This is a genomic window from Vibrio hippocampi, assembly GCF_921292975.1.
GTDB lineage: Bacteria > Pseudomonadota > Gammaproteobacteria > Enterobacterales > Vibrionaceae > Vibrio > Vibrio hippocampi.
The window spans coordinates 2,322,281-2,342,120 of record NZ_CAKLCM010000002.1 but is presented as its reverse complement, the minus strand read 5'-3'; the positions used below and the strand labels follow the sequence as shown (position 1 = coordinate 2,342,120).

Below are 19,840 nucleotides of genomic sequence, written 5' to 3'. Positions count from 1 at the left end.
GAGAGAGTAAAAAGCGGATTATTTGGTAGAAGGTGCTCACTTAACGGTGAGCTCCTTTTAACTCCTTACAGGAGCTGATTGTGAAAGACTTATTAAACTTTCTAAAAGCACAGCATAAGGCCGAAGAATTTGATGCAATCAAAATCGGTCTATCTTCACCGGACATGATTCGTTCATGGTCTTTTGGTGAAGTGAAAAAACCTGAAACGATCAACTATCGTACGTTCAAACCTGAGCGTGATGGTCTGTTCTGTGCGCGTATTTTTGGTCCAGTAAAAGACTACGAATGTCTTTGTGGCAAATATAAGCGTCTAAAACACCGTGGTGTGATCTGTGAGAAGTGTGGCGTTGAAGTAACCCAGACTAAAGTTCGTCGTGACCGTATGGGCCACATCGAGCTTGCGTCTCCAGTTGCACACATTTGGTTCCTAAAATCACTACCGTCTCGTATCGGTCTACTGATGGATATCCCTCTGCGTGATATCGAGCGTGTTCTTTACTTCGAAATGTACGTAGTAACAGAACCGGGTATGACGGATCTAGAAAAAGGTCAGATGCTTACTGAAGAAGAGTATCTTGATCGTCTAGAAGAGTGGGGTGACGAGTTTACCGCTAAGATGGGTGCAGAAGCGATCAAAGATCTGCTGTCTACAATGGACATGCACGCTGAAGCGGAAATGATGCGCGAAGAGCTAGAAACAACTAACTCTGAGACTAAGCGTAAGAAAGTCACTAAGCGTCTAAAACTGGTTGAAGCGTTTATCCAATCTGGTAACAACCCAGAGTGGATGATCCTAACTGTACTTCCAGTTCTGCCGCCAGATCTACGTCCTCTAGTTCCACTAGATGGCGGTCGTTTTGCGACTTCAGATCTGAACGACCTATACCGTCGTGTGATCAACCGTAACAACCGTTTGAAGCGTCTACTAGAGCTTGCTGCTCCGGACATCATCGTACGCAACGAAAAGCGTATGCTGCAAGAGTCTGTTGATGCGCTTCTCGATAACGGTCGTCGTGGTCGTGCGATCACAGGTTCTAACAAGCGTCCTCTAAAATCTCTTGCTGATATGATCAAGGGTAAACAAGGTCGTTTCCGTCAGAACCTACTTGGTAAACGTGTAGACTACTCTGGCCGTTCTGTAATCACAGTAGGTCCATACCTTCGTCTACACCAGTGTGGTCTTCCTAAGAAGATGGCACTTGAGCTATTCAAACCATTTATCTACAGCAAGCTAGAAACTCGTGGCATGGCGACGACGATCAAAGCAGCGAAGAAGATGGTAGAGCGTGAAGAAGCGATCGTTTGGGATATCCTAGACGAAGTTATCCGCGAACACCCAGTACTATTGAACCGTGCACCAACACTTCACCGTCTTGGTATCCAGGCGTTCGAACCAGTACTAATCGAAGGTAAAGCGATTCAGCTACACCCACTTGTGTGTGCGGCGTATAACGCGGACTTCGATGGTGACCAAATGGCGGTACACGTGCCTCTAACTCTAGAAGCACAGCTTGAAGCTCGTACTCTGATGATGTCGACAAACAACATTCTGTCGCCAGCGTCAGGTGATCCGATCATCGTACCTTCTCAGGACGTTGTATTGGGTCTTTACTACATGACTCGTGAGAAGATCAACGTTAAAGGTGAAGGTATGTACCTTGCTGGCCCGGAAGAGGCTGAAAAGGCATACCGTACTAAGAGCGCAGAGCTACACGCTCGCGTAAAAGTACGTATCACTGAAACCGTGGTTGATGAAGATGGCAACAGCACAACAGAGACTAAGATGGTTGATACCACTGTTGGTCGTGCAATGCTATGGCAAATCGTACCAAAAGGTCTTCCATACAGCTTGGTAAACCAAAAGCTAGGTAAGAAACAAATTTCTAACCTACTGAACGAGGCATACCGTAAGCTGGGTCTGAAAGATACCGTTATCTTTGCTGACCAAGTAATGTACGCCGGTTTTGCTTATGCAGCACTTTCTGGTGTTTCTGTTGGTATCGACGATATGGTTGTACCTCAAGCGAAGTACGACGAGATCGAATCAGCAGAAGAAGAAGTTCGCGAAATCCAAGAGCAGTTCCAATCTGGTTTGGTAACGGCAGGTGAGCGCTACAACAAAGTGATCGATATTTGGGCATCGACCAATGATCGCGTAGCGAAAGCGATGATGGACAACCTTTCATCTGAAACGGTAACTAACCGTGACGGTGAAGAAGAACAGCAAGAGTCGTTTAACAGCATCTACATGATGGCTGACTCGGGCGCTCGTGGTTCTGCAGCTCAGATTCGTCAGCTTGCTGGTATGCGTGGTCTGATGGCACGTCCAGATGGTTCAATCATCGAGACGCCAATCACCGCGAACTTTAAAGAAGGTCTAAACGTACTTCAGTACTTTATCTCAACGCACGGTGCTCGTAAGGGTCTTGCGGATACGGCACTGAAAACAGCGAACTCGGGTTACCTAACTCGTCGTCTTGTTGACGTTGCTCAGGACGTTGTTGTTCACGAACATGACTGTGGCACCCATGAAGGTGTTGACATGATGCCTCACATCGAAGGTGGTGACGTTAAAGTTGCACTTTCTGAGTTGGCACTAGGTCGTGTTGTTGCTCAAGACGTTCTTAAGCCAGGTACTGAAGATGTTCTGATCCCACGTAATACTCTGATTGATGAGAAGTGGTGTCAGATCATGGAAGACAACTCTGTAGATAGCATGAAAGTGCGCTCAGTAGTGACCTGTGACGCGGACTTCGGTTGTTGTGCACAGTGTTATGGTCGTGACCTAGCACGTGGTCACCTAGTGAACCAAGGTGAAGCAGTTGGTGTTATCGCTGCTCAGTCTATCGGTGAGCCGGGTACACAGCTTACGATGCGTACGTTCCACATCGGTGGTGCAGCATCGACAGCAGCAGCAGAGAACAGCATTCAAGCGAAGAACACAGGTTCTGTGAGACTTCACAATGCTAAGTTTGTTATCAACAAAGACAAGAAACTTGTTATCACCTCTCGTGCGTCAGAAATGACCATTATCGATGAGTTTGGTCGTACTAAAGAGAAGCACAAACTTCCTTACGGTTCGATGCTAACTAAGGGTGACAACGACGCAGTTCAAGCTGGTGAAACAGTGGCAAACTGGGAAGCGCACACACTACCAATCATTACTGAAGTAGCGGGTCGCATCCAATTTGTTGACATGATCGACGGTGTAACAGTATCTCGCCAAACTGATGACCTAACGGGTCTATCTTCAAGCGAAGTAACTGAACCAGCCGCTCGCCCAGCAGCAGGTAAAGATATGCGTCCAGCGATCAAACTTGTTGATGAGCAAGGTAACGACGTAATGATCGCCGGCACAGATATGCCAGCACTTTACTTCCTACCAGGTAAAGCGATTGTAAACATCGAAGATGGTGCTGAAGTAGGCATTGGTGACACATTAGCTCGTATCCCTCAGAAATCTGGCGGTAACCGAGACATCACCGGTGGTCTACCTCGCGTAGCAGACCTATTTGAAGCACGTAAGCCGAAAGAGCCTGCAATCCTTGCTGAGCACTCAGGTACCGTTTCATTTGGTAAAGAAACCAAAGGTAAGCGTCGTCTAGTGATCACTCGCGATAGCGGTGATGCATACGAAGAGATGATTCCTAAGCATCGTCAGCTAAACGTGTTCGAAGGTGAACGTGTTGAGCGTGGTGACGTTATTGCTGATGGTCCAGAAACTCCGCATGACATCCTACGTCTACGTGGTATTCACGCTGTGACTCAATACATCGCGAACGAAGTTCAAGAAGTATACCGTCTACAGGGTGTTAAGATTAACGATAAGCACATTGAGACTATCGTTCGTCAGATGCTACGTAAGTGTACGATCACTCACGCAGGTGACTCTGAGTTCCTACCAGGTGAGCAGGTTGAGTACTCTCAAGTTAAGATTGCTAACCGTACACTAGAAGCAGAAGGCAAAGAGCTTGTACGCTTCGAGCGTGACCTACTAGGTATCACGAAGGCATCGCTAGCAACAGAATCGTTCATCTCTGCGGCATCGTTCCAAGAAACGACGCGCGTACTAACAGAGGCAGCGGTATCTGGTAAGCGTGATGACCTACGTGGTCTGAAAGAGAACGTGATTGTGGGTCGTCTGATCCCAGCGGGTACTGGTTTTGCGTATCACCAAGACCGTCAAGCTAAGCGTAACGAAGAGCAAGAAGGTCCATCTGCTGAACAAGCAACGGACAATCTAGTCGCTCTACTGAACGCAGGTTTCTCTGCTGAAGAGTAATCGATAGCGAGATAGTAAAAAGGCACCGAAAGGTGCCTTTTTTGTGTCTGGAGCTTTTTTGTGTTATTGAGCCGCTCGTTAATCTTTGACGTCTTTCGTAATTCACTACGTCTTTCCTAATTAATTACGTCTTTCCTAATTAATTACGTCTTTCCTGCGAAGGCAGGAATCTACTTGAGTGGGGCACGCGCTTTGAGTAGGTCCCTGCCTTCGCAGGGACGACGTTAATAAAGGAGAGCGTTAATAAGGGAGAACGTTAATAAGGAACGACGTTCATTGTGTTAGGCGGCGACGCTCATTGTATTAATAGAACCTAATCTCAAGCCCCGGGCGGTATCGCTAAACTATCCGCAATCAACTGTATCAAATGGTCTTCCACTTCAAACCTTAGCTCAAGGATTTCTCCCACCTTGGACATATCCGTTTCAAAAGCGGTCAGTTCATCATCGGCGAGAAGTTTTGAATACTTGTCGTTAAATTCAAGCAGAGGTTCAGTGGTCATCACTATCTTGGCATAAGTAGCATCAATGTCTTCATTGGTTTTAAAGCCGGTTGCTTGCCATTTATCCATGACCATGTCGTAGATTTTAAAATGACCTTCCGAGATGTAGTCAACCAAGTGACCTGAGAAAGACTTGAGATCTTTAGGCGAGGGGAGTTCCGCAACATTGCCTTGAGAGGAAGAAGGCTGTAGTGATGCGAGTTTACAATATTCAACAATAAGCGCTTGGCGCGTTTCTAACCAATGATCGATGACCTCACTTGAGCCACCCCATTGTTCTTGTACTTGCTTGAATTTATTTAGCATGACCATGTCCTCATGATCGGGGCTGCAAATCAACAGCCTCAAAAATTTTAATGAAAATTACGTGCTGATTTCCCTAACATACCACGTTTAGAAATCTAAATTTTCTATGTTGGTATCGTTTTAGATTGCCAGTAAAATGGTCGAACTGCAAGTAAAGAGGATGGAAGATGTTAAAAAAAAGTGACAGTAAAGATTTGAAGGCTTACTGGTGTATCGTTGCTGGAAATGACGTCTGGTTGATCAACGATCAACTTCCTTTGGCAACCGCCAATGAGCTTGAGCTCAACACAGAACAGGCGATACAAGTCGGAGACTTTGATGGGTATCCAGTGATGTGGCTGAACGACAGTGAGTTAGAGGGTCAGCGCGAGCTGTTTTCATTGCGAACGTTACTGCACTTGCCAGAAGCACTTTTTTACTTAGTCTCAAAAGCGATACAGTATGGCTACATGACGCAAAGTATGCGCTATTGTCCCCAATGCGGCGGTCGTAATCATCTCAATCACAATCAACTTGCTATGCAGTGCCAAGATTGTCGAACGCTGCACTATCCTCGTATCTTCCCGTGTATCATCGTTGCAGTACGCAAAGGCACCCAAATACTGCTCGCCAATCACAATCGACATACTAGCGGAATGTATACCGTGATCGCTGGCTTCCTTGAAGTAGGCGAAACGCTAGAAATGTGTGTCGCCCGTGAAATTGAAGAAGAGACCGGGATCAAGGTCAACAACATTCGCTACTTCGGCAGCCAACCTTGGGCATTTCCTTCCAGTATGATGATGGCATTTCTCGCCGACTATCAATCGGGAGAACTTAAGCCCGATTTTAGTGAGCTAAAAGATGCTCAGTGGTTCGAAACGACCCAATTACCTCATGTTGCCCCCGAAGGAACCATCGCCAGAGCACTGATCGCCGAGACCGCACAACAAGTTCAGCAAGATGTGATTCGGAAAGTGTGACGGTGATGGCAACGGATTGGACGATATTTAGCCATAAGGTCGGTATTTGGTAACAGAAATGTTATCTGATAGTGCCAATGCTAAGGAATTAGCGATACACTAGCGCTTTCTATGGGAGAGAAAATAGAATGACAGAATTGAAGAATGATCGCTATCTAAGAGCGTTACTAAAGCAGCCCGTTGATTACACGCCAGTATGGATGATGCGCCAGGCCGGTCGTTATCTACCAGAATATCGCGCAACCCGAGCGGTGGCCGGTGACTTTATGTCGCTGTGTAAAAATGCTGAGCTAGCGTCAGAGGTAACGTTGCAGCCTTTGCGCCGCTTCCCACTTGATGCAGCTATCTTGTTTTCTGACATCCTTACGATCCCAGATGCAATGGGACTAGGTCTTTACTTTGAAACTGGTGAAGGACCTAAGTTTGAGCGTCCAATTACTTGTAAAGCAGATGTTGACAAGATTGGCTTGCCTGATCCAGAAGGTGAACTGCAATACGTTATGAATGCGGTTCGCCAAATTCGCAAAGACCTGAACGGCGATGTGCCTTTGATTGGCTTCTCCGGCAGTCCATGGACACTGGCGACCTACATGGTTGAAGGTGGCAGTTCAAAAGCGTTCACCAAAATTAAGAAAATGATGTATGCAGAGCCACAAACTTTGCACGCTTTGCTGGATAAACTTGCTGATAGCGTTATCGAATATCTAAACGCACAGATTAAAGCGGGCGCTCAGTCCGTGATGGTCTTTGATACTTGGGGTGGCGTATTGACACCTCGTGATTACAACCTATTCTCACTGCAATACATGCACAAAATCGTTGATGGTTTGATTCGTGAAAACGAAGGTCGTCGAGTGCCTGTGACGCTATTCACTAAGAACGGTGGTATGTGGCTAGAACAGATCGCCGCGACAGGTTGTGATGCGGTTGGTCTAGACTGGACGATAAACATCCAAGATGCCAAGCGTAGAGTGGGTGATAAGGTTGCCTTGCAAGGTAATATGGACCCTTCTGTTCTTTATGCACCGAGAGAGCGTATAAGAGAAGAAGTAGCGACGATTCTTGAAGGTTACGGCGATACTGGCACGGGGCACGTGTTCAACCTTGGACACGGCATTCACTTAGATGTGCCGCCAGAAAACGCAGGCATCTTTGTCGAAGCCGTTCACGAGCTATCAAAACCTTATCATAAGTAACTGCTATTAATAATAATCATTCCCACTTTGCTTGCTGGTGATTATTCTTTTAAGCTAACATAAGTGACTTAATATCATTGCTCTGCCTTAAGCGTCGCTTGAGGCAGAGAAAACCAAAGGTGTTCGCATGTATAAAGCTCTTATATCCGCTGTTGTTAGCTTATTCTTGGTTGCGGGTTGTGCCTCGGATGTAGCCACAGACTTCAATGCCGATGTTGATTTTTCCTCATACACTCAATACCAATATAAAGAAGACCCTGATACGCCTATCAGTTTAGATGCCGCACGAATCAAATCCGCCGTTGACCAACAATTGGCACAAAAAGGTCTTAAAAAAGTCGACGCTGATGCAAATATGTTGGTTTACTACAGCATTATCGAAGCCAGCGAACTGCTCGCCGACGGTCCAAGTTTTACGTTTGGTGTCGGTAGTGGGCGTTATCGCGGCGCAGGTTATGGTGTCGGCGTCAGCACCCCAGAGCGTATTAAAGAACGTAAATACGGCAAGATTAATGTCGAACTGATCGACGCTAAGACCAATCAGGTAATTTGGCGTTCAATCTCTCAACGACAATTAACAGAGTCCATGTCACCGCAAGACCGCGAAGCGTTTATTAATGATCAGGTCGCGAAGATGTTTGTGGAGTATGGTAATTAGAGGACTAGGTTTTAGGTACTAGGCGCTAGGGAAAGCCCCCCTACAACCTAGACTCTAGTACCTACAACCTTCAGTTTATTCTAATACCCTTTCTCAAAATCAATCAAAAACTTTAGCTGATAGCCATCAATCCAACGCTGATAGTTTTCGGCAAAGACTTCAATCACTTGTTCTGGCAAGCTGATTGCTGCGATGTGCGGGGTGACGGTTACCTGAGGGTTGTGCCAGTAGGGGCATTCTTGGGAGATAGGTTCGTCGATAAAAACGTCCAAGAAGGCGTGTTCAACATTTCCAGCCTCCAATGCACTCAATAGCGCACCGCTGTCCACGGCATGACCGCGACCCACATTAAAGAACAGCACGCGATGACAAGCCTCAAATAACGGTTTATCGAAAAGACCGACGGTCTCCGGGGTGTTGGGTAAGGTATTCACCACAATGTCCGCTTTAGATAATGCCAATTTCGCTTCATGCACGTGATAGGTCGCCTCAAAAGCCGATTGTTTTGGGGGAATGCCAGTGCGATTGACGCCAATCGGCACTAAACCCAACGCTTTGACACTATTGGCGAGAGAGTTCCCGATGGCACCTGTGCCAAATATCACGATCAGTTTTCCGCTCAGTGATTGATAGGGATGCGGTTGCCAATCTTGATTGCGCTGCTGTGAATGATAAAGATTGAAATGGCGATAGTGGCTAATGGCATAACCCAGTACATACTCGCTGATCAAAGGTCCAAACATGCCCTTCACATTGGTGAGCTTATAGTCTTTTCTTAACGCTTCATTAAGCAGAGCATCGACACCGGCATAAGTGGATTGAACCCATTCGAGTTGGCTTGCGTGGTCGAGAGACGGGACCAGTTGCGGAGGCGCTGCTAATACAATCGTCGCATCGGCGAGGTTATCGACCACCTCTAGCTCAGGGAGTTGCAGGTTATTGAGCAGAGCAAGATAGCGTTCGTTGTCTTCGGTAACAAGGGCTAAACGATGCGAAGATACAGTCATAACTGGCTATTTTCCTTATGTATGAGTTACACTTCCGATGTTTAATATTCACCATGGCAGAGCCACTATGTTAAGAAACCCTATTCAGGTACGTATCGAAAAATTTGAGCCTTGGCAGCATATCACCTTTATGACCTGCTTGTGTGAGCGCATGTACCCAAATTTCGCAGCTTTTTGTGAAAATACCCAGTTTGCCGAGGCCCGAATCTATCGCGATATTCTGGATAGCGTTTGGGAACTGTTGACGGTGAAAACGGCTAAAATTAACTTTGAAAAACAGCTCGAAAAGCTCGAAGAGATCATCCCAACCTCAGAAGAGTTTGACTTCTACGGCGTATATCCAGCGATTGATGCCTGTGTTGGGTTATCGACTCTGCTACATGGTCTACTCGATAGAGACTACCTCTTTGATTCGACGCTAAAAATTAGTCAACAGTCTGTCGTTACCGTCGCAGAGTTAGAAACCGCACAAACCGGTGAAGAAATCACAGATGAAAACCAAAAGGAAAATGAAGCCGTGTGTGCAGAATGGGACATGCAATGGGCCATCTTCCGTCCGCTAAGAGACGCGACAGAGCGCGATATTGATCTCATCAAAGATCTAAGAGTCGAACTGAAAGAGCAGGGTATCAGTAACATCGGCATTGAGCTGTAACCACAGCGACGAATAGGTGAGGAGTTTCGATTGAAAACCAAACTGATTACTCGTGAGGGTTACAACAAGCTAAAGCAAGAACATGATTACCTGTGGAATGAACGACGTCCAGAGGTGACCAAGATAGTGACTTGGGCGGCAAGTTTGGGCGATCGCTCAGAAAACGCAGACTACACCTTTAATAAGCGCTTGCTGCGTCAGATTGATCGCCGAGTGCGCTTCTTAAGAAAGTTTTTACCCGAGGTGACGATTGTTGATTATTCACCTCAACAAGAAGGGAAAGTCTTCTTTGGTGCTTGGGTGGAGATAGAGAACGAAGCGGGTGACATTAAGAAGTTTCGTATTGTCGGACCGGAAGAGATCTACGGTGACGCTAAAGAGTATATCTCCATCGACTCACCAATGGCGCGAGCGCTCCTTAAGAAACAAGTCGACGATGAATTTGTGGTACGCACCCCCGAGGGTGATAAAGAATGGTTTGTGAATTCCATCGAGTACAGCAAGTCGCAATAAAACAGGTCGCAATAAAATAAAGCGCTATAAAACAAGTCGCTATAAGTCATCCCACCAAGGCATCAATGGCTGTAGCTAGCAACGATGGCGGCAGTTTGAGACTCAAGTTAGAAATAACTCAAGCCAAAAACGACGAAAGCCAGCACATTGTGCTGGCTTTCTTTATATGGTGGAGGGGGACGGATTCGAACCATCGAAGGCAGTGCCGTCAGATTTACAGTCTGATCCCTTTGGCCACTCGGGAACCCCTCCAGAGGGCAGAAATAATAGCAAACAATATTGACCAAAGTACAGCAACTTTTTTTAAATTATCACAACGAACCGCCGATCAAGATCGTTCACCGGAAACGTAACGAAAGTACAAAAGTGGTAAAAAACCGCACTAAGCAGACACATATCATCAAGTATATTAATGAAGAATGGACCAATTTGTACTAGTGGGTTGCTAAAACAGGGACTTATCCAGCGCAGTTGTGTAAATTTTATGTAAGAAGTAACCCGTATTAATAAACGTTAACAATTATATGAACAAAAAAGCATCATCTAATGTTACATTTAGCCCTGTTCAATTTTGCCGTATAGCTGCTCCAAATAAGTCTATATTTATATGAGTGTCGATTGATATTAATCGATAGCTATAGGGTTAAAGTGTCAATGGCTTAAGAGTGGTGGAATCGAAATATGCAAGAAAATCTAAAGATTTTAGTTGTTGATGATGATGCACGTTTGCGTGCATTACTAGAGCGTTACTTATCAGAGCAAGGATTCCAAGTACGCAGTGTTGCTAACAGTGAGCAGATGGACCGCCTGTTAACCCGAGAAAACTTCCACCTAATGGTACTGGATCTCATGCTACCTGGTGAAGATGGTCTTTCAATCTGTCGTCGTTTACGCAACGCCAACAACATGTTGCCTATTTTGATGTTGACTGCAAAAGGTGATGAGGTTGATCGCATTGTGGGTCTTGAAGTCGGTGCTGATGACTATCTGCCTAAACCGTTTAACCCTCGTGAATTGCTAGCTCGTATTAAAGCGGTACTTCGTCGTCAGACGATTGAGGCTCCGGGAGCACCAAGCCAAGAGGAAGCAGTGGTTGAATTTGGTGAGTTTAGACTTAACTTAGGCACGCGTGAAATGTTCCGCGGTGAAGAAAGTATGCCACTGACTTCGGGTGAGTTTGCTGTGCTTAAAGCCTTAGTTACCAACGCTCGCGAACCGATGTCCCGTGATAAGTTGATGAACATGGCCCGTGGTCGTGAATACTCAGCAATGGAACGTTCTATTGACGTACAGATCTCCAGACTGCGCCGCATGCTAGAGATTGACCCAAGCAAACCACGCTACATCCAAACGGTGTGGGGGTTAGGTTACGTCTTTGTTCCGGATGGTAAAGAAGCGTAATACTATAAAAGGCTCTGGTTATTCCAGAGCTTTTTGCGTTAGGGGGAAAAGAAAGGTATTAGGTGGAAGAAAAGGTACTAGGTGCTAGGCGGTAGGAAAGTGCCTTTCTCATTGTAAAGCGAACTAAAGATGGGCAAAGGGATTTTGCTTGCGAAACTTTAGTGAGTTTGTTTAGCTTGTTAAGCAAGCAAAAATAGCTTTAAAAAATATAACTCAAGGAAATGTTGTTATGCGATTTCGCAGTTCTTTTACGCAATCAATTTTACTCTTCTTTACCCTGCTGATTGCTAGTCAAATTTTCTCTTACTATGCGGTATACAATTATGCATTAGTGCCGAGTTTGCAGCAGTTCAACAAATTATTAGCCTACGAAATGGCTTTTTTCCTCGAAGATCAAGAAGAAGAAAACGAAGAGTTAGAGATGGATGCGCCGTTAAAAAGGCGAGTGCTGGAAGAGCTGGGCGTAACGATTCATGCTGAGAATAGCGACATGGCGAGCGAGTTTATGCACGCAATGCCGATTGATCTCATGAGCGAAGAGATGACCGATGAGTTGAAATCCAACACTGAGGTTCGGCTGATTCTCGGCGAGGAAAGTTATATTCTTTGGATGAAAATAGATGCACTGCCAAGTTCCTTGATCCGTATTCCTTTGGCTGAACTGCAGCAAGAAGATTTTACCCCTCTATTCCGTAATAGTGTGATTATGGCCTTGCTGGTGATTTCTGGTGGTTGGCTGTTTATTCGATTGCAAAATCGTCCGTTACTCGCCCTTGAAAAAGCGGCGCTTTTAGTCGGTAAAGGTGAAACGCCACCGAGTATGCCAGAAACAGGCGCGATAGAAATCCGCTCGGTGACGCGGGCATTTAACCAGATGGCAGAGGGCATTAAGGCGCTAGAGGAAGATCGATCCTTGCTGATGGCGGGAATCAGTCATGATATTCGCACCCCATTAACGCGAATCCGCTTAGCAACGGAAATGATGTCACCAGAAGACAGTTACCTTGCCGAGGGGATTATTAGCGATACCGAAGAGTGTAATGAAATCATTGGTCAGTTTATGGATTACCTTAAACCGGCTAATACCGAATCTTATGAGTCGTTGAGCGTCAACGACATTGTAAAAGACATTGTTTACTCGGAGCGTAACCAAGACGTCACTATTGACTATGAACCCTACCAGCAGGTCAAAGAGATACAAGGCAGCCCGATTGCATTGAAGCGCGCCATTACCAATCTTGTCGTTAACTCTGTTCGTTATGGCAATGGTTGGGTGAGAGTCAGTACGGGTATTACGGCAAACAGCAAGCATGTCTGGGTGATCGTAGAAGACAATGGTCCCGGTATTGAAGATAGCCAGATCAGTCGATTGTTTGAACCTTTCACCCGAGGTGATACCGCGCGAGGAAGTGAAGGGACAGGGCTAGGCTTAGCGATTGTGAAACGTATTATTGGTCAACACCATGGCGCGGTCAGCGTATCGAATCGCAGTGAGGGAGGGTTAAAGGTGCAGCTTAATTTCCCTGTTATCAAAGGGGCATAATGCCCCTCTTATCTATCGCTGTTTACGCTTTAGCATAGAGTTCTCTATCGCCCAACCAACGGTCGATAATTTTTTCTGCATTGTCTGGGTATTGCTCGTGAACATGGCGAGCAATTCTTTGTACTTCCGGAATCAACCGTTGATCTCGCACTAAATCGGCAATTTTAAAGTCCGCCAGTCCGGTCTGTTTGGTACCCAATAACTCACCGGGACCGCGTATTTCCAGATCTTTTTGGGCAATCACAAAGCCATCGTTACTTTCTCTGAGTACCCCAAGACGCTTTTGTGCCGTTTTAGATAAAGGTGAGTGATATAAAAGCACGCAATGACTCGCCACCGATCCTCGCCCAACTCGCCCTCGCAACTGATGCAATTGGGCAAGACCAAGGCGCTCTGGGTTCTCGATGATCATCAAGCTTGAGTTGGGTACATCCACACCGACTTCGATCACCGTTGTTGCCACCAAAAGGTGCAGTTCGTTGTCTTTAAACTGCTGCATCACCTGCTGTTTTTCGGCTGACTTCATTCGACCATGTACCAAACCTATTTTTATTTCGGGTAGTTTGCGTTGCAGCTCATCGGCGGTTTCCGCTGCCGCTTGCGCTTCCAAGACTTCCGACTCATCAATTAAGGTACAAACCCAATAGGCTTGTTTGCCTTCATTGAGACAGGCGTTTCTCACCCGCTCGATAATGTCATCACGCTTGGTATCAGGGATGGCGACGGTTTGTATCGGTGTTCTCCCCGGCGGTAACTCGTCGATCACCGAGGTTTCAAGATCGGCATAAGCGGTCATCGCCAGAGTGCGAGGAATTGGCGTGGCGGTCATAATCAACTGGTGCGGATGGAAACCTTGCTTTTCACCCTTGGCTCTTAGCTCCAAACGCTGGTGAACACCAAAGCGATGCTGCTCATCAATAATCACCAAAACCAGACGTTCAAACTCAACCGACTCTTGAAATAGCGCATGAGTGCCGACCACCATCTTAGCTTCACCACTCTTAATCAAATCCAGTTGCTGCTGCTTCGCCTTACCCTTTTGCTTGCCGGATAACCAGCCCACTTGGATACCTAGCGGCTCAAACCATTGCGAAAAATTGATCGCATGCTGCTCTGCAAGCAACTCGGTCGGTGCCATCATTGCTACTTGATAACCCTGCTCAATCGCTTGCAGCGCGGACAATGCAGCGACTAACGTCTTGCCAGAACCGACATCACCTTGCACCAATCGCATCATTGGAATCGACTTTGCTAGGTCGCCGACTACCTCGTCAACTACGCGACTTTGAGCACCAGTAGGTGAGAAAGGTAACTGCGCGAGCAACTGTTGTACAAGCGTTGTAGATCGAGGAAGAGAGATCGCATCATCTTGCTGACCTTTCGCTCTGACGGCCAACATCGAAAGATTCTGTGCCATTAACTCTTCGATGATCAGACGTTGCTGAGCAGGATGCTTACCTTGGTCAAAATCATCAAGGTTAATGTTCGGTGGTGGCCGATGAATGGTGTGCAGCGCTTCTACGAGGGTCATTTGTTGGTGATATAAGCCACTTGGCAGCAGCTCATCGACCGCGGCTTTATTCATCAACGCCAACGCTTGGTCAGTCAGGCTTTTGAGTGTGAGCTGTCTAAGCCCATCAGTGGTTGGGTAAACCGGCGTCAGGGTTTGCTCTAGCTTGACGTTGTTGCCTTCGGTATGAAACTTATATTCAGGATGAATGATTTCCAGTCCATGGTTACCTCGTTTCACTTCCCCATAAGCAACAACGACTCGACCTTCACTAAAGTTATTCTTCATCGCTGCAGTGAAGTTAAAGAAGCGCAGGGTAATCGTGCCATTACCATCACTCACCTTAACCGTCAGCATCTTGCGTCGACCAAAAGCAACATCGCTCGTCATTATCCTCCCCTGAACAGACCCCCAAAGCCCGGGATGGAGCTTAATAATCGGATAGATCCGAGTACGGTCTTCATAACGATGAGGCAGATGAAACAGCAAGTCTTGAACACTATGCAAACCCACTTTCTCCAGCTTCTCCGCGACCTTAGCCCCAACACCATTAAGTGAAGTTAAAGGAATTGCTGAGAGTAACTGAGCCATATCGACCATCCGATTTTGTTTTTGGTAATGAGTAAATATATTACTGTTATTTTGTACAGTTTTAAAGGTTGGAAGGGACTAGAGGTTGTAGAGGCTAGGTTGTAGGTGCTAGGCGGTGTTTTGTGAGATTCTGAGGAAAACTAGTTGATTGGAGGGTGTGGTGATGCGTTTTGAGCGACTTAATGTTTGGAAGAGAAGTTGTCGTTTGTGTGTTGATATTGTTCGAACAATGGATAGCTGTAAGAATTTCGGACTAAAAGACCAACTATGTCGAAGTTCGCTCTCCGTACCTTCTAACATCGCGGAGGGAGAAGAACGCCAGACTAAGCGAGAGTCAGCTCGATTTTTCTACATAGCAAAAGGCTCATGCGGCGAAGTTATCACTCAGCTCTACATCGCTTCCGAGCTAGGTTATATAAGAAAAACTCAAGCTATTGAATTTATTAATGAAGCGAAACAAATCTCAGCGATGCTAGCGCAATTGATAAAGATTAGGGAAAGGGAAGGAAAGGGACTAGATTCTAGGAGTTAGAGGGAGCGCGCTTTAATGTCTAAGGTATCGATAGTTTTTCTGTAGTAGCAGACTTTTAGTCGCTCGCTCAGCCTATTACCTAGCACCTAGCACCTAGCACCTAGCACCTAGCACCTAGCACCTAGCCCCTTCTTCTACTACTTATTTTGCATTTCACCCCACCACCCCTCATCCGCCACAACCTGTCCTTGCTCATCCAATGCTGGATAGGCTAACCCTTTCTTCTTCGCTACCTTCGCTAAAACCGGATGCCCGCGTTCAAACAGAATGCGATGAATGGTCTCTTGCGGCAAAGCACTGTACTCACGGTCATACATCCCCGCTAATTGGCGCTGCCTTTGTGCTTCAAACAGGATCAAAGCGCTTGCTACGGAGACATTGAGTGACTGCACCATGCCGACCATGGGAATAATAATATCTTGGTCTGCTTCAGAGAGTGCGTCTTGGGTAATGCCGTGCTTCTCGCCGCCGAGGATAATTGCGGTTGGTTTGGTGTAGTCGATTTCACGAAAGTCGACGGCACTGTCCGATAGGTTGGTCGCTAAAACTTGCATTCCTTGTGACTTTAACTCGCGCACCGCGTCGGCGACGGTGTCATGGGTTTCGACTTCCACCCAGTTTCTTGCGCCGGCGGAGGTATGGCTGAGAGTACGCATTTTTTCATCAGGCCAGACGGCGTGAACTTTATGAACACCCGCGGCATCGGCGGTACGGATAACCGCAGACACATTGTTGGGCTTATGGACTTGCTCAAGTAGCAGAGTGAGATCAGGTTGGCGTGCTTTTAGCACCTCTAAAATGCGCTGGTAACGTTCTAAATTCATTAATAGATTCCAAATAAAACGGGCTCGATATGATATCGAACCCGTATTAAATTAAGCGTTGGTACTAGTTTTTACGACGTCTGACACGAAGTGCATGAGGCATCACGCGAATACGCTTCATAATACCAGCGAGGTGGACACGATCTTTGGTCGTCAACAGCACGGTGACGGTATACAAACGACCATCACGCTCTTCGGTTGAAATACCGTGAATATTCGAGCCAGTTTTCGCAATGACATTGGTCAATTCTGCCAGTGCACCTTGGTGGTTTTGTAGGTCCACTTTCAGTTCGGCCGTAAATTCCTGTTCGTAATCATCACTCCACTCAACTGCCATATATTTATCCGGCTCTTTTTGATAGCCACGAACATTTGGACAGGTTTCACGGTGAACCACAAGACCACGCCCCGGAGAAACGTGCGCAATAATATGATCGTCTGGAATCGGATGGCAGCAATTGGCAAAGGTCAGCAAAATACCTTCCGCGCCACGAATCGGCAGTCTCTTACCAGATGATGGAACCGAACTGGTTTGTGTCAGTTCATCGGTATCACCCAATAGTCGGCGAGCAATCACGATGCTCATCAATTCACCAAGACCGATAGCGGCAAGCAATTCATCGGTGCTTTCCAGTCTAAGATCGCTTAATACTTCGGCCACATTTTCTGGATAGATAGTATCAATCGAGTGACGACCTAAAGCATGGTTGAGTAAACGACGACCCAACACAATCGATTCTTCGCGACGCATCGTCTTAAGTACCTGGCGGATCTTAGTGCGAGCCCGAGAGGTCACCACATAGTTCAGCCAAGCGGCATTTGGTCTGGCACCAGGGGCGCTGATGATCTCAACCGTCTGTCCGTTCTTAAGGGCTTTGCTCAAAGGATAAGGGCTGCGATCGACTCTGGCGCCAACACAAGTATTACCCACATCGGTATGTACCGCGTAAGCAAAATCAACGGCAGTAGCACCCAACGGCAATTCGACGATGCGACCTTTCGGTGTAAAGACGTAAATCTCATCAGGGAACAGGTCAGATTTTACGTTTTCGATAAATTCAAACGAGTTACCGGCGCTTTGCTGTAGCTCAAGTAGGCTTTGCATCCAGCGTTGTGCTTTAATCTGTGCTGTGGTGCCAGTGCGGTCACCATTACCTTTATAAGCCCAGTGTGCCGCCACACCTTTGTCTGCCATCTGGTCCATATCTTCAGTACGAATCTGTACTTCAACAGGAACGCCGTGAGGACCGACCATCGAGGTATGCAAAGATTGATAGCCGTTCGCTTTCGGAACCGCGATGTAATCTTTCATGCGACTTGGACGAGGCTTGTACAGGCTGTGAACCTGACCTAACACGCGATAACAGGTGTCAGCACTATCTACGATGACGCGAAACGCATAGATGTCCATAATGGTATGGAATCTCTGCTCTTTCGATTTCATCTTGTTGTAGATGGAATAGAGGTTCTTTTCACGACCTAAGACGCGACATTGCAAACCGAACTCGTCTAAGCGACCTTCAATTTCACGGTGAATGCGCTGAATCATCTCTTTACGGTTACCGCGAGCCGCCTTAACGACGTCACGCAATACGCGATAGCGATTCGGATAAAGTGCCTCAAACCCCAACTCTTCTAGCTCGGTCTTAATATTATGGATACCAAGACGGTGAGCGAGTGGCGCGTAGATCTCCAAGGTTTCACGCGCGATACGACGTTTTTTGTCGGGACGCAGGGCACCAAGGGTACGCATGTTGTGGGTTCGGTCACTAAGCTTAATCAGGATGACGCGAATATCTTGCACCATCGCCAGAACCATTTTTCTAAAGTTCTCGGCTTGGGCTTCTTTACGATCGCGGAATTTCAGCTTATCGAGTTTAGAAACACCATCAACCAGTTCGGCTACACTGTTACCAAATTGCGCTTCTAGCTCTTCTTTCGTGACTTCAGTGTCTTCAATGACATCATGCAACAGTGCCGCTTGTAGCGTCTCCAAATCCAGGCGCATTTCTGCCAAGATGCGAGCTACAGCAACAGGGTGAATGATGTAAGGTTCCCCGCTTGAGCGGGTCTGCCCTTCATGGGCATCTCTTGCTACCACATAAGATTGACGCAGAGCCTCAATTTGAGGCTCTGTTAGGTATTCTTGGGCAACGTCTTTAAGGCTATCGAATAGGTACAAATTTTAGGCCCGAAAGTCGATGAAACTCTAAGTAGGAGAGAATTAACGGTTGTGAGCGATGCTGCTGACTGCCGCTAGTTCTGCTGCTTCTTGCTCTTGCTGCTCTTGACGCTCACGTGCATCAAGAACTTCTTTAGTGATCAAACCTTCTTCGATTTCGCGTAGAGCGATAACCGTTGGTTTATCGTTCTCTTCTGGCACAAGTGCATCTTTACCACCGATTTGCATCTGACGTGCGCGGCGAGCCGAAATAAGAACAAGATCAAAGCGGTTACCAACTTTTTCAACAGCGTCTTGAACAGTTACGCGTGCCATAAGAACTCCAATAATTAACTAAATTTTGAATGACGAGAAAGTATACAAGTTATTAAGAATAGATTCTAGATAACAATTAATAAATAGATATCAGACTTTAGGGTCTAGGGGGCTAGATTCTAGGATGTAGGGGGCTTTACCCTAACACCTAACACCTAACACCTAACACCTAACACCTAACACCTAACACCTAACACCTAACACCTAAATTCTAAAACTCTACTCCGAAAGCAAAGCATCAAGCATACCCTTATACTTCGTCGACTGCTTATCTTGCTTTAGACGTTCAGCACGAAGGATCGCTTTGAAATCAACCAGCGCACCATCAAAGTCGTCGTTAACGATCACATAGTCGTACTCGCCATAATGAGACATTTCAGACTTCGCTTCGCTCATGCGCTTGGCGATCACTGCTTCGCTATCTTGACCACGGACATTCAGGCGACGCTCGAGCTCGCTGTTTGATGGCGGCAGAATAAAAACGCTTTTTGCTTGTGGCATCTGTTCACGAATTTGGCGTGCACCTTGCCAGTCGATATCTAGGAAAACATCGATACCTTTATTCAAGGTCTCTTCAATCCATGGGCGTGACGTACCGTAGTAGTTACCAAACACCTCAGCGTACTCTAAAAAAGCATTTTGTTTGATCAGGGCTTCAAACTCATGTTTCTCAACAAAGTGGTAATGGACACCATGCTCTTCACCCGGACGCATACCACGAGTCGTGTGTGATACCGACACCTTCATGGCATAGGTCGGGTTGGTTTCTAGCATAGCGGAAATCAAGCTCGATTTACCTGCGCCACTTGGAGCAGATACGATATAAAGAGTGCCTTTGCCGATCATCTGTTTGAACCTTT

Annotated in this window: 16 protein-coding genes and 1 tRNA gene; 9 read left to right on the top strand and 8 right to left on the bottom strand. The window is 46.5% G+C overall.

Features of this window, described 5'->3' with window-relative positions:
* Positions 1-80: 80 nt before the first annotated feature.
* Positions 81-4,283: a DNA-directed RNA polymerase subunit beta' gene (rpoC, locus tag L9Q39_RS12835; RefSeq protein ID WP_237485423.1), complete on the top strand. Its 4,203-nt coding sequence runs from the start codon at positions 81-83 to the stop codon at positions 4,281-4,283.
* A 319-nt stretch (positions 4,284-4,602) separates the two neighbouring features.
* Here the strand turns inward: rpoC and rsd are convergent, their stop codons facing one another.
* Positions 4,603-5,097 (bottom strand): sigma D regulator, encoded by a 495-nt coding sequence (gene rsd / locus L9Q39_RS12830; protein ID WP_237485422.1) that lies wholly within the window; start codon positions 5,095-5,097, stop codon positions 4,603-4,605.
* 161 nt (positions 5,098-5,258) lie between these two features.
* Here rsd and nudC point away from each other — a divergent pair, with 161 nt between their 5' ends.
* The 3 genes from nudC (at position 5,259) to L9Q39_RS12815 (ending at position 7,907) form a co-directional block, all read left to right on the top strand.
* The gene (gene nudC / locus L9Q39_RS12825) at positions 5,259-6,053 is read left to right on the top strand and encodes an NAD(+) diphosphatase (protein ID WP_237485421.1); all 795 of its coding nucleotides are present in this window, start codon (positions 5,259-5,261) and stop codon (positions 6,051-6,053) included.
* Positions 6,054-6,181: 128 nt separating this feature from the next.
* Positions 6,182-7,249: a uroporphyrinogen decarboxylase gene (gene hemE / locus L9Q39_RS12820; protein WP_237485420.1), complete on the top strand. Its 1,068-nt coding sequence runs from the start codon at positions 6,182-6,184 to the stop codon at positions 7,247-7,249.
* A gap of 127 nt (positions 7,250-7,376) precedes the next feature.
* Positions 7,377-7,907: a DUF4136 domain-containing protein gene (locus L9Q39_RS12815; RefSeq protein ID WP_237485419.1), complete on the top strand. Its 531-nt coding sequence runs from the start codon at positions 7,377-7,379 to the stop codon at positions 7,905-7,907.
* Between the two features lie 80 nt (positions 7,908-7,987).
* Here the strand turns inward: L9Q39_RS12815 and L9Q39_RS12810 are convergent, their stop codons facing one another.
* Positions 7,988-8,914: a D-2-hydroxyacid dehydrogenase gene (locus L9Q39_RS12810; RefSeq protein WP_237485418.1), complete on the bottom strand. Its 927-nt coding sequence runs from the start codon at positions 8,912-8,914 to the stop codon at positions 7,988-7,990.
* A 67-nt stretch (positions 8,915-8,981) separates the two neighbouring features.
* Here L9Q39_RS12810 and L9Q39_RS12805 point away from each other — a divergent pair, with 67 nt between their 5' ends.
* Complete coding sequence (locus L9Q39_RS12805; protein ID WP_237485417.1) at positions 8,982-9,569, top strand: YjaG family protein; 588 nt, start codon at positions 8,982-8,984, stop codon at positions 9,567-9,569.
* A 30-nt stretch (positions 9,570-9,599) separates the two neighbouring features.
* The gene (gene greB / locus L9Q39_RS12800; RefSeq protein WP_237485416.1) at positions 9,600-10,082 is read left to right on the top strand and encodes a transcription elongation factor GreB; all 483 of its coding nucleotides are present in this window, start codon (positions 9,600-9,602) and stop codon (positions 10,080-10,082) included.
* 167 nt (positions 10,083-10,249) lie between these two features.
* Here the strand turns inward: greB and L9Q39_RS12795 are convergent.
* Positions 10,250-10,334 (bottom strand) — tRNA-Tyr (locus L9Q39_RS12795).
* A gap of 429 nt (positions 10,335-10,763) precedes the next feature.
* Here L9Q39_RS12795 and ompR point away from each other — a divergent pair.
* Positions 10,764-11,483: an osmolarity response regulator transcription factor OmpR gene (gene ompR / locus L9Q39_RS12790; RefSeq protein ID WP_237485415.1), complete on the top strand. Its 720-nt coding sequence runs from the start codon at positions 10,764-10,766 to the stop codon at positions 11,481-11,483.
* Positions 11,484-11,712: 229 nt separating this feature from the next.
* A complete protein-coding gene (envZ, locus tag L9Q39_RS12785) occupies positions 11,713-13,026 on the top strand; it encodes a two-component system sensor histidine kinase EnvZ (RefSeq protein ID WP_237485414.1) in 1,314 nt (437 codons plus the stop codon).
* Between the two features lie 22 nt (positions 13,027-13,048).
* On the opposite strand, the gene recG is transcribed toward envZ, so the two are convergent.
* Positions 13,049-15,136 (bottom strand): ATP-dependent DNA helicase RecG, encoded by a 2,088-nt coding sequence (gene recG, locus L9Q39_RS12780; protein WP_290369152.1) that lies wholly within the window; start codon positions 15,134-15,136, stop codon positions 13,049-13,051.
* 154 nt (positions 15,137-15,290) lie between these two features.
* Here recG and L9Q39_RS12775 point away from each other — a divergent pair, with 154 nt between their 5' ends.
* Positions 15,291-15,659 (top strand): four helix bundle protein, encoded by a 369-nt coding sequence (locus L9Q39_RS12775; RefSeq protein ID WP_237485580.1) that lies wholly within the window; start codon positions 15,291-15,293, stop codon positions 15,657-15,659.
* Between the two features lie 137 nt (positions 15,660-15,796).
* Here L9Q39_RS12775 and trmH read toward each other — a convergent pair whose 3' ends face one another.
* The 4 genes from trmH to gmk form a co-directional block, all read right to left on the bottom strand.
* On the bottom strand, positions 15,797-16,483 hold the full coding sequence (gene trmH / locus L9Q39_RS12770) for a tRNA (guanosine(18)-2'-O)-methyltransferase TrmH (RefSeq protein WP_237485412.1): 687 nt from the start codon (positions 16,481-16,483) through the stop codon (positions 15,797-15,799).
* Between the two features lie 64 nt (positions 16,484-16,547).
* A complete protein-coding gene (spoT, locus tag L9Q39_RS12765) occupies positions 16,548-18,665 on the bottom strand; it encodes a bifunctional GTP diphosphokinase/guanosine-3',5'-bis pyrophosphate 3'-pyrophosphohydrolase (RefSeq protein WP_237485411.1) in 2,118 nt (705 codons plus the stop codon).
* Positions 18,666-18,707: 42 nt separating this feature from the next.
* Positions 18,708-18,980 carry a DNA-directed RNA polymerase subunit omega gene (gene rpoZ, locus L9Q39_RS12760; RefSeq protein ID WP_006071268.1) on the bottom strand — a complete coding sequence of 91 codons (273 nt, stop codon included), beginning with the start codon at positions 18,978-18,980 and terminating at the stop codon, positions 18,708-18,710.
* Positions 18,981-19,199: 219 nt separating this feature from the next.
* The gene (gene gmk, locus L9Q39_RS12755) at positions 19,200-19,823 is read right to left on the bottom strand and encodes a guanylate kinase (protein ID WP_237485579.1); all 624 of its coding nucleotides are present in this window, start codon (positions 19,821-19,823) and stop codon (positions 19,200-19,202) included.
* Between the last annotated feature and the right edge of the window lie 17 nt (positions 19,824-19,840).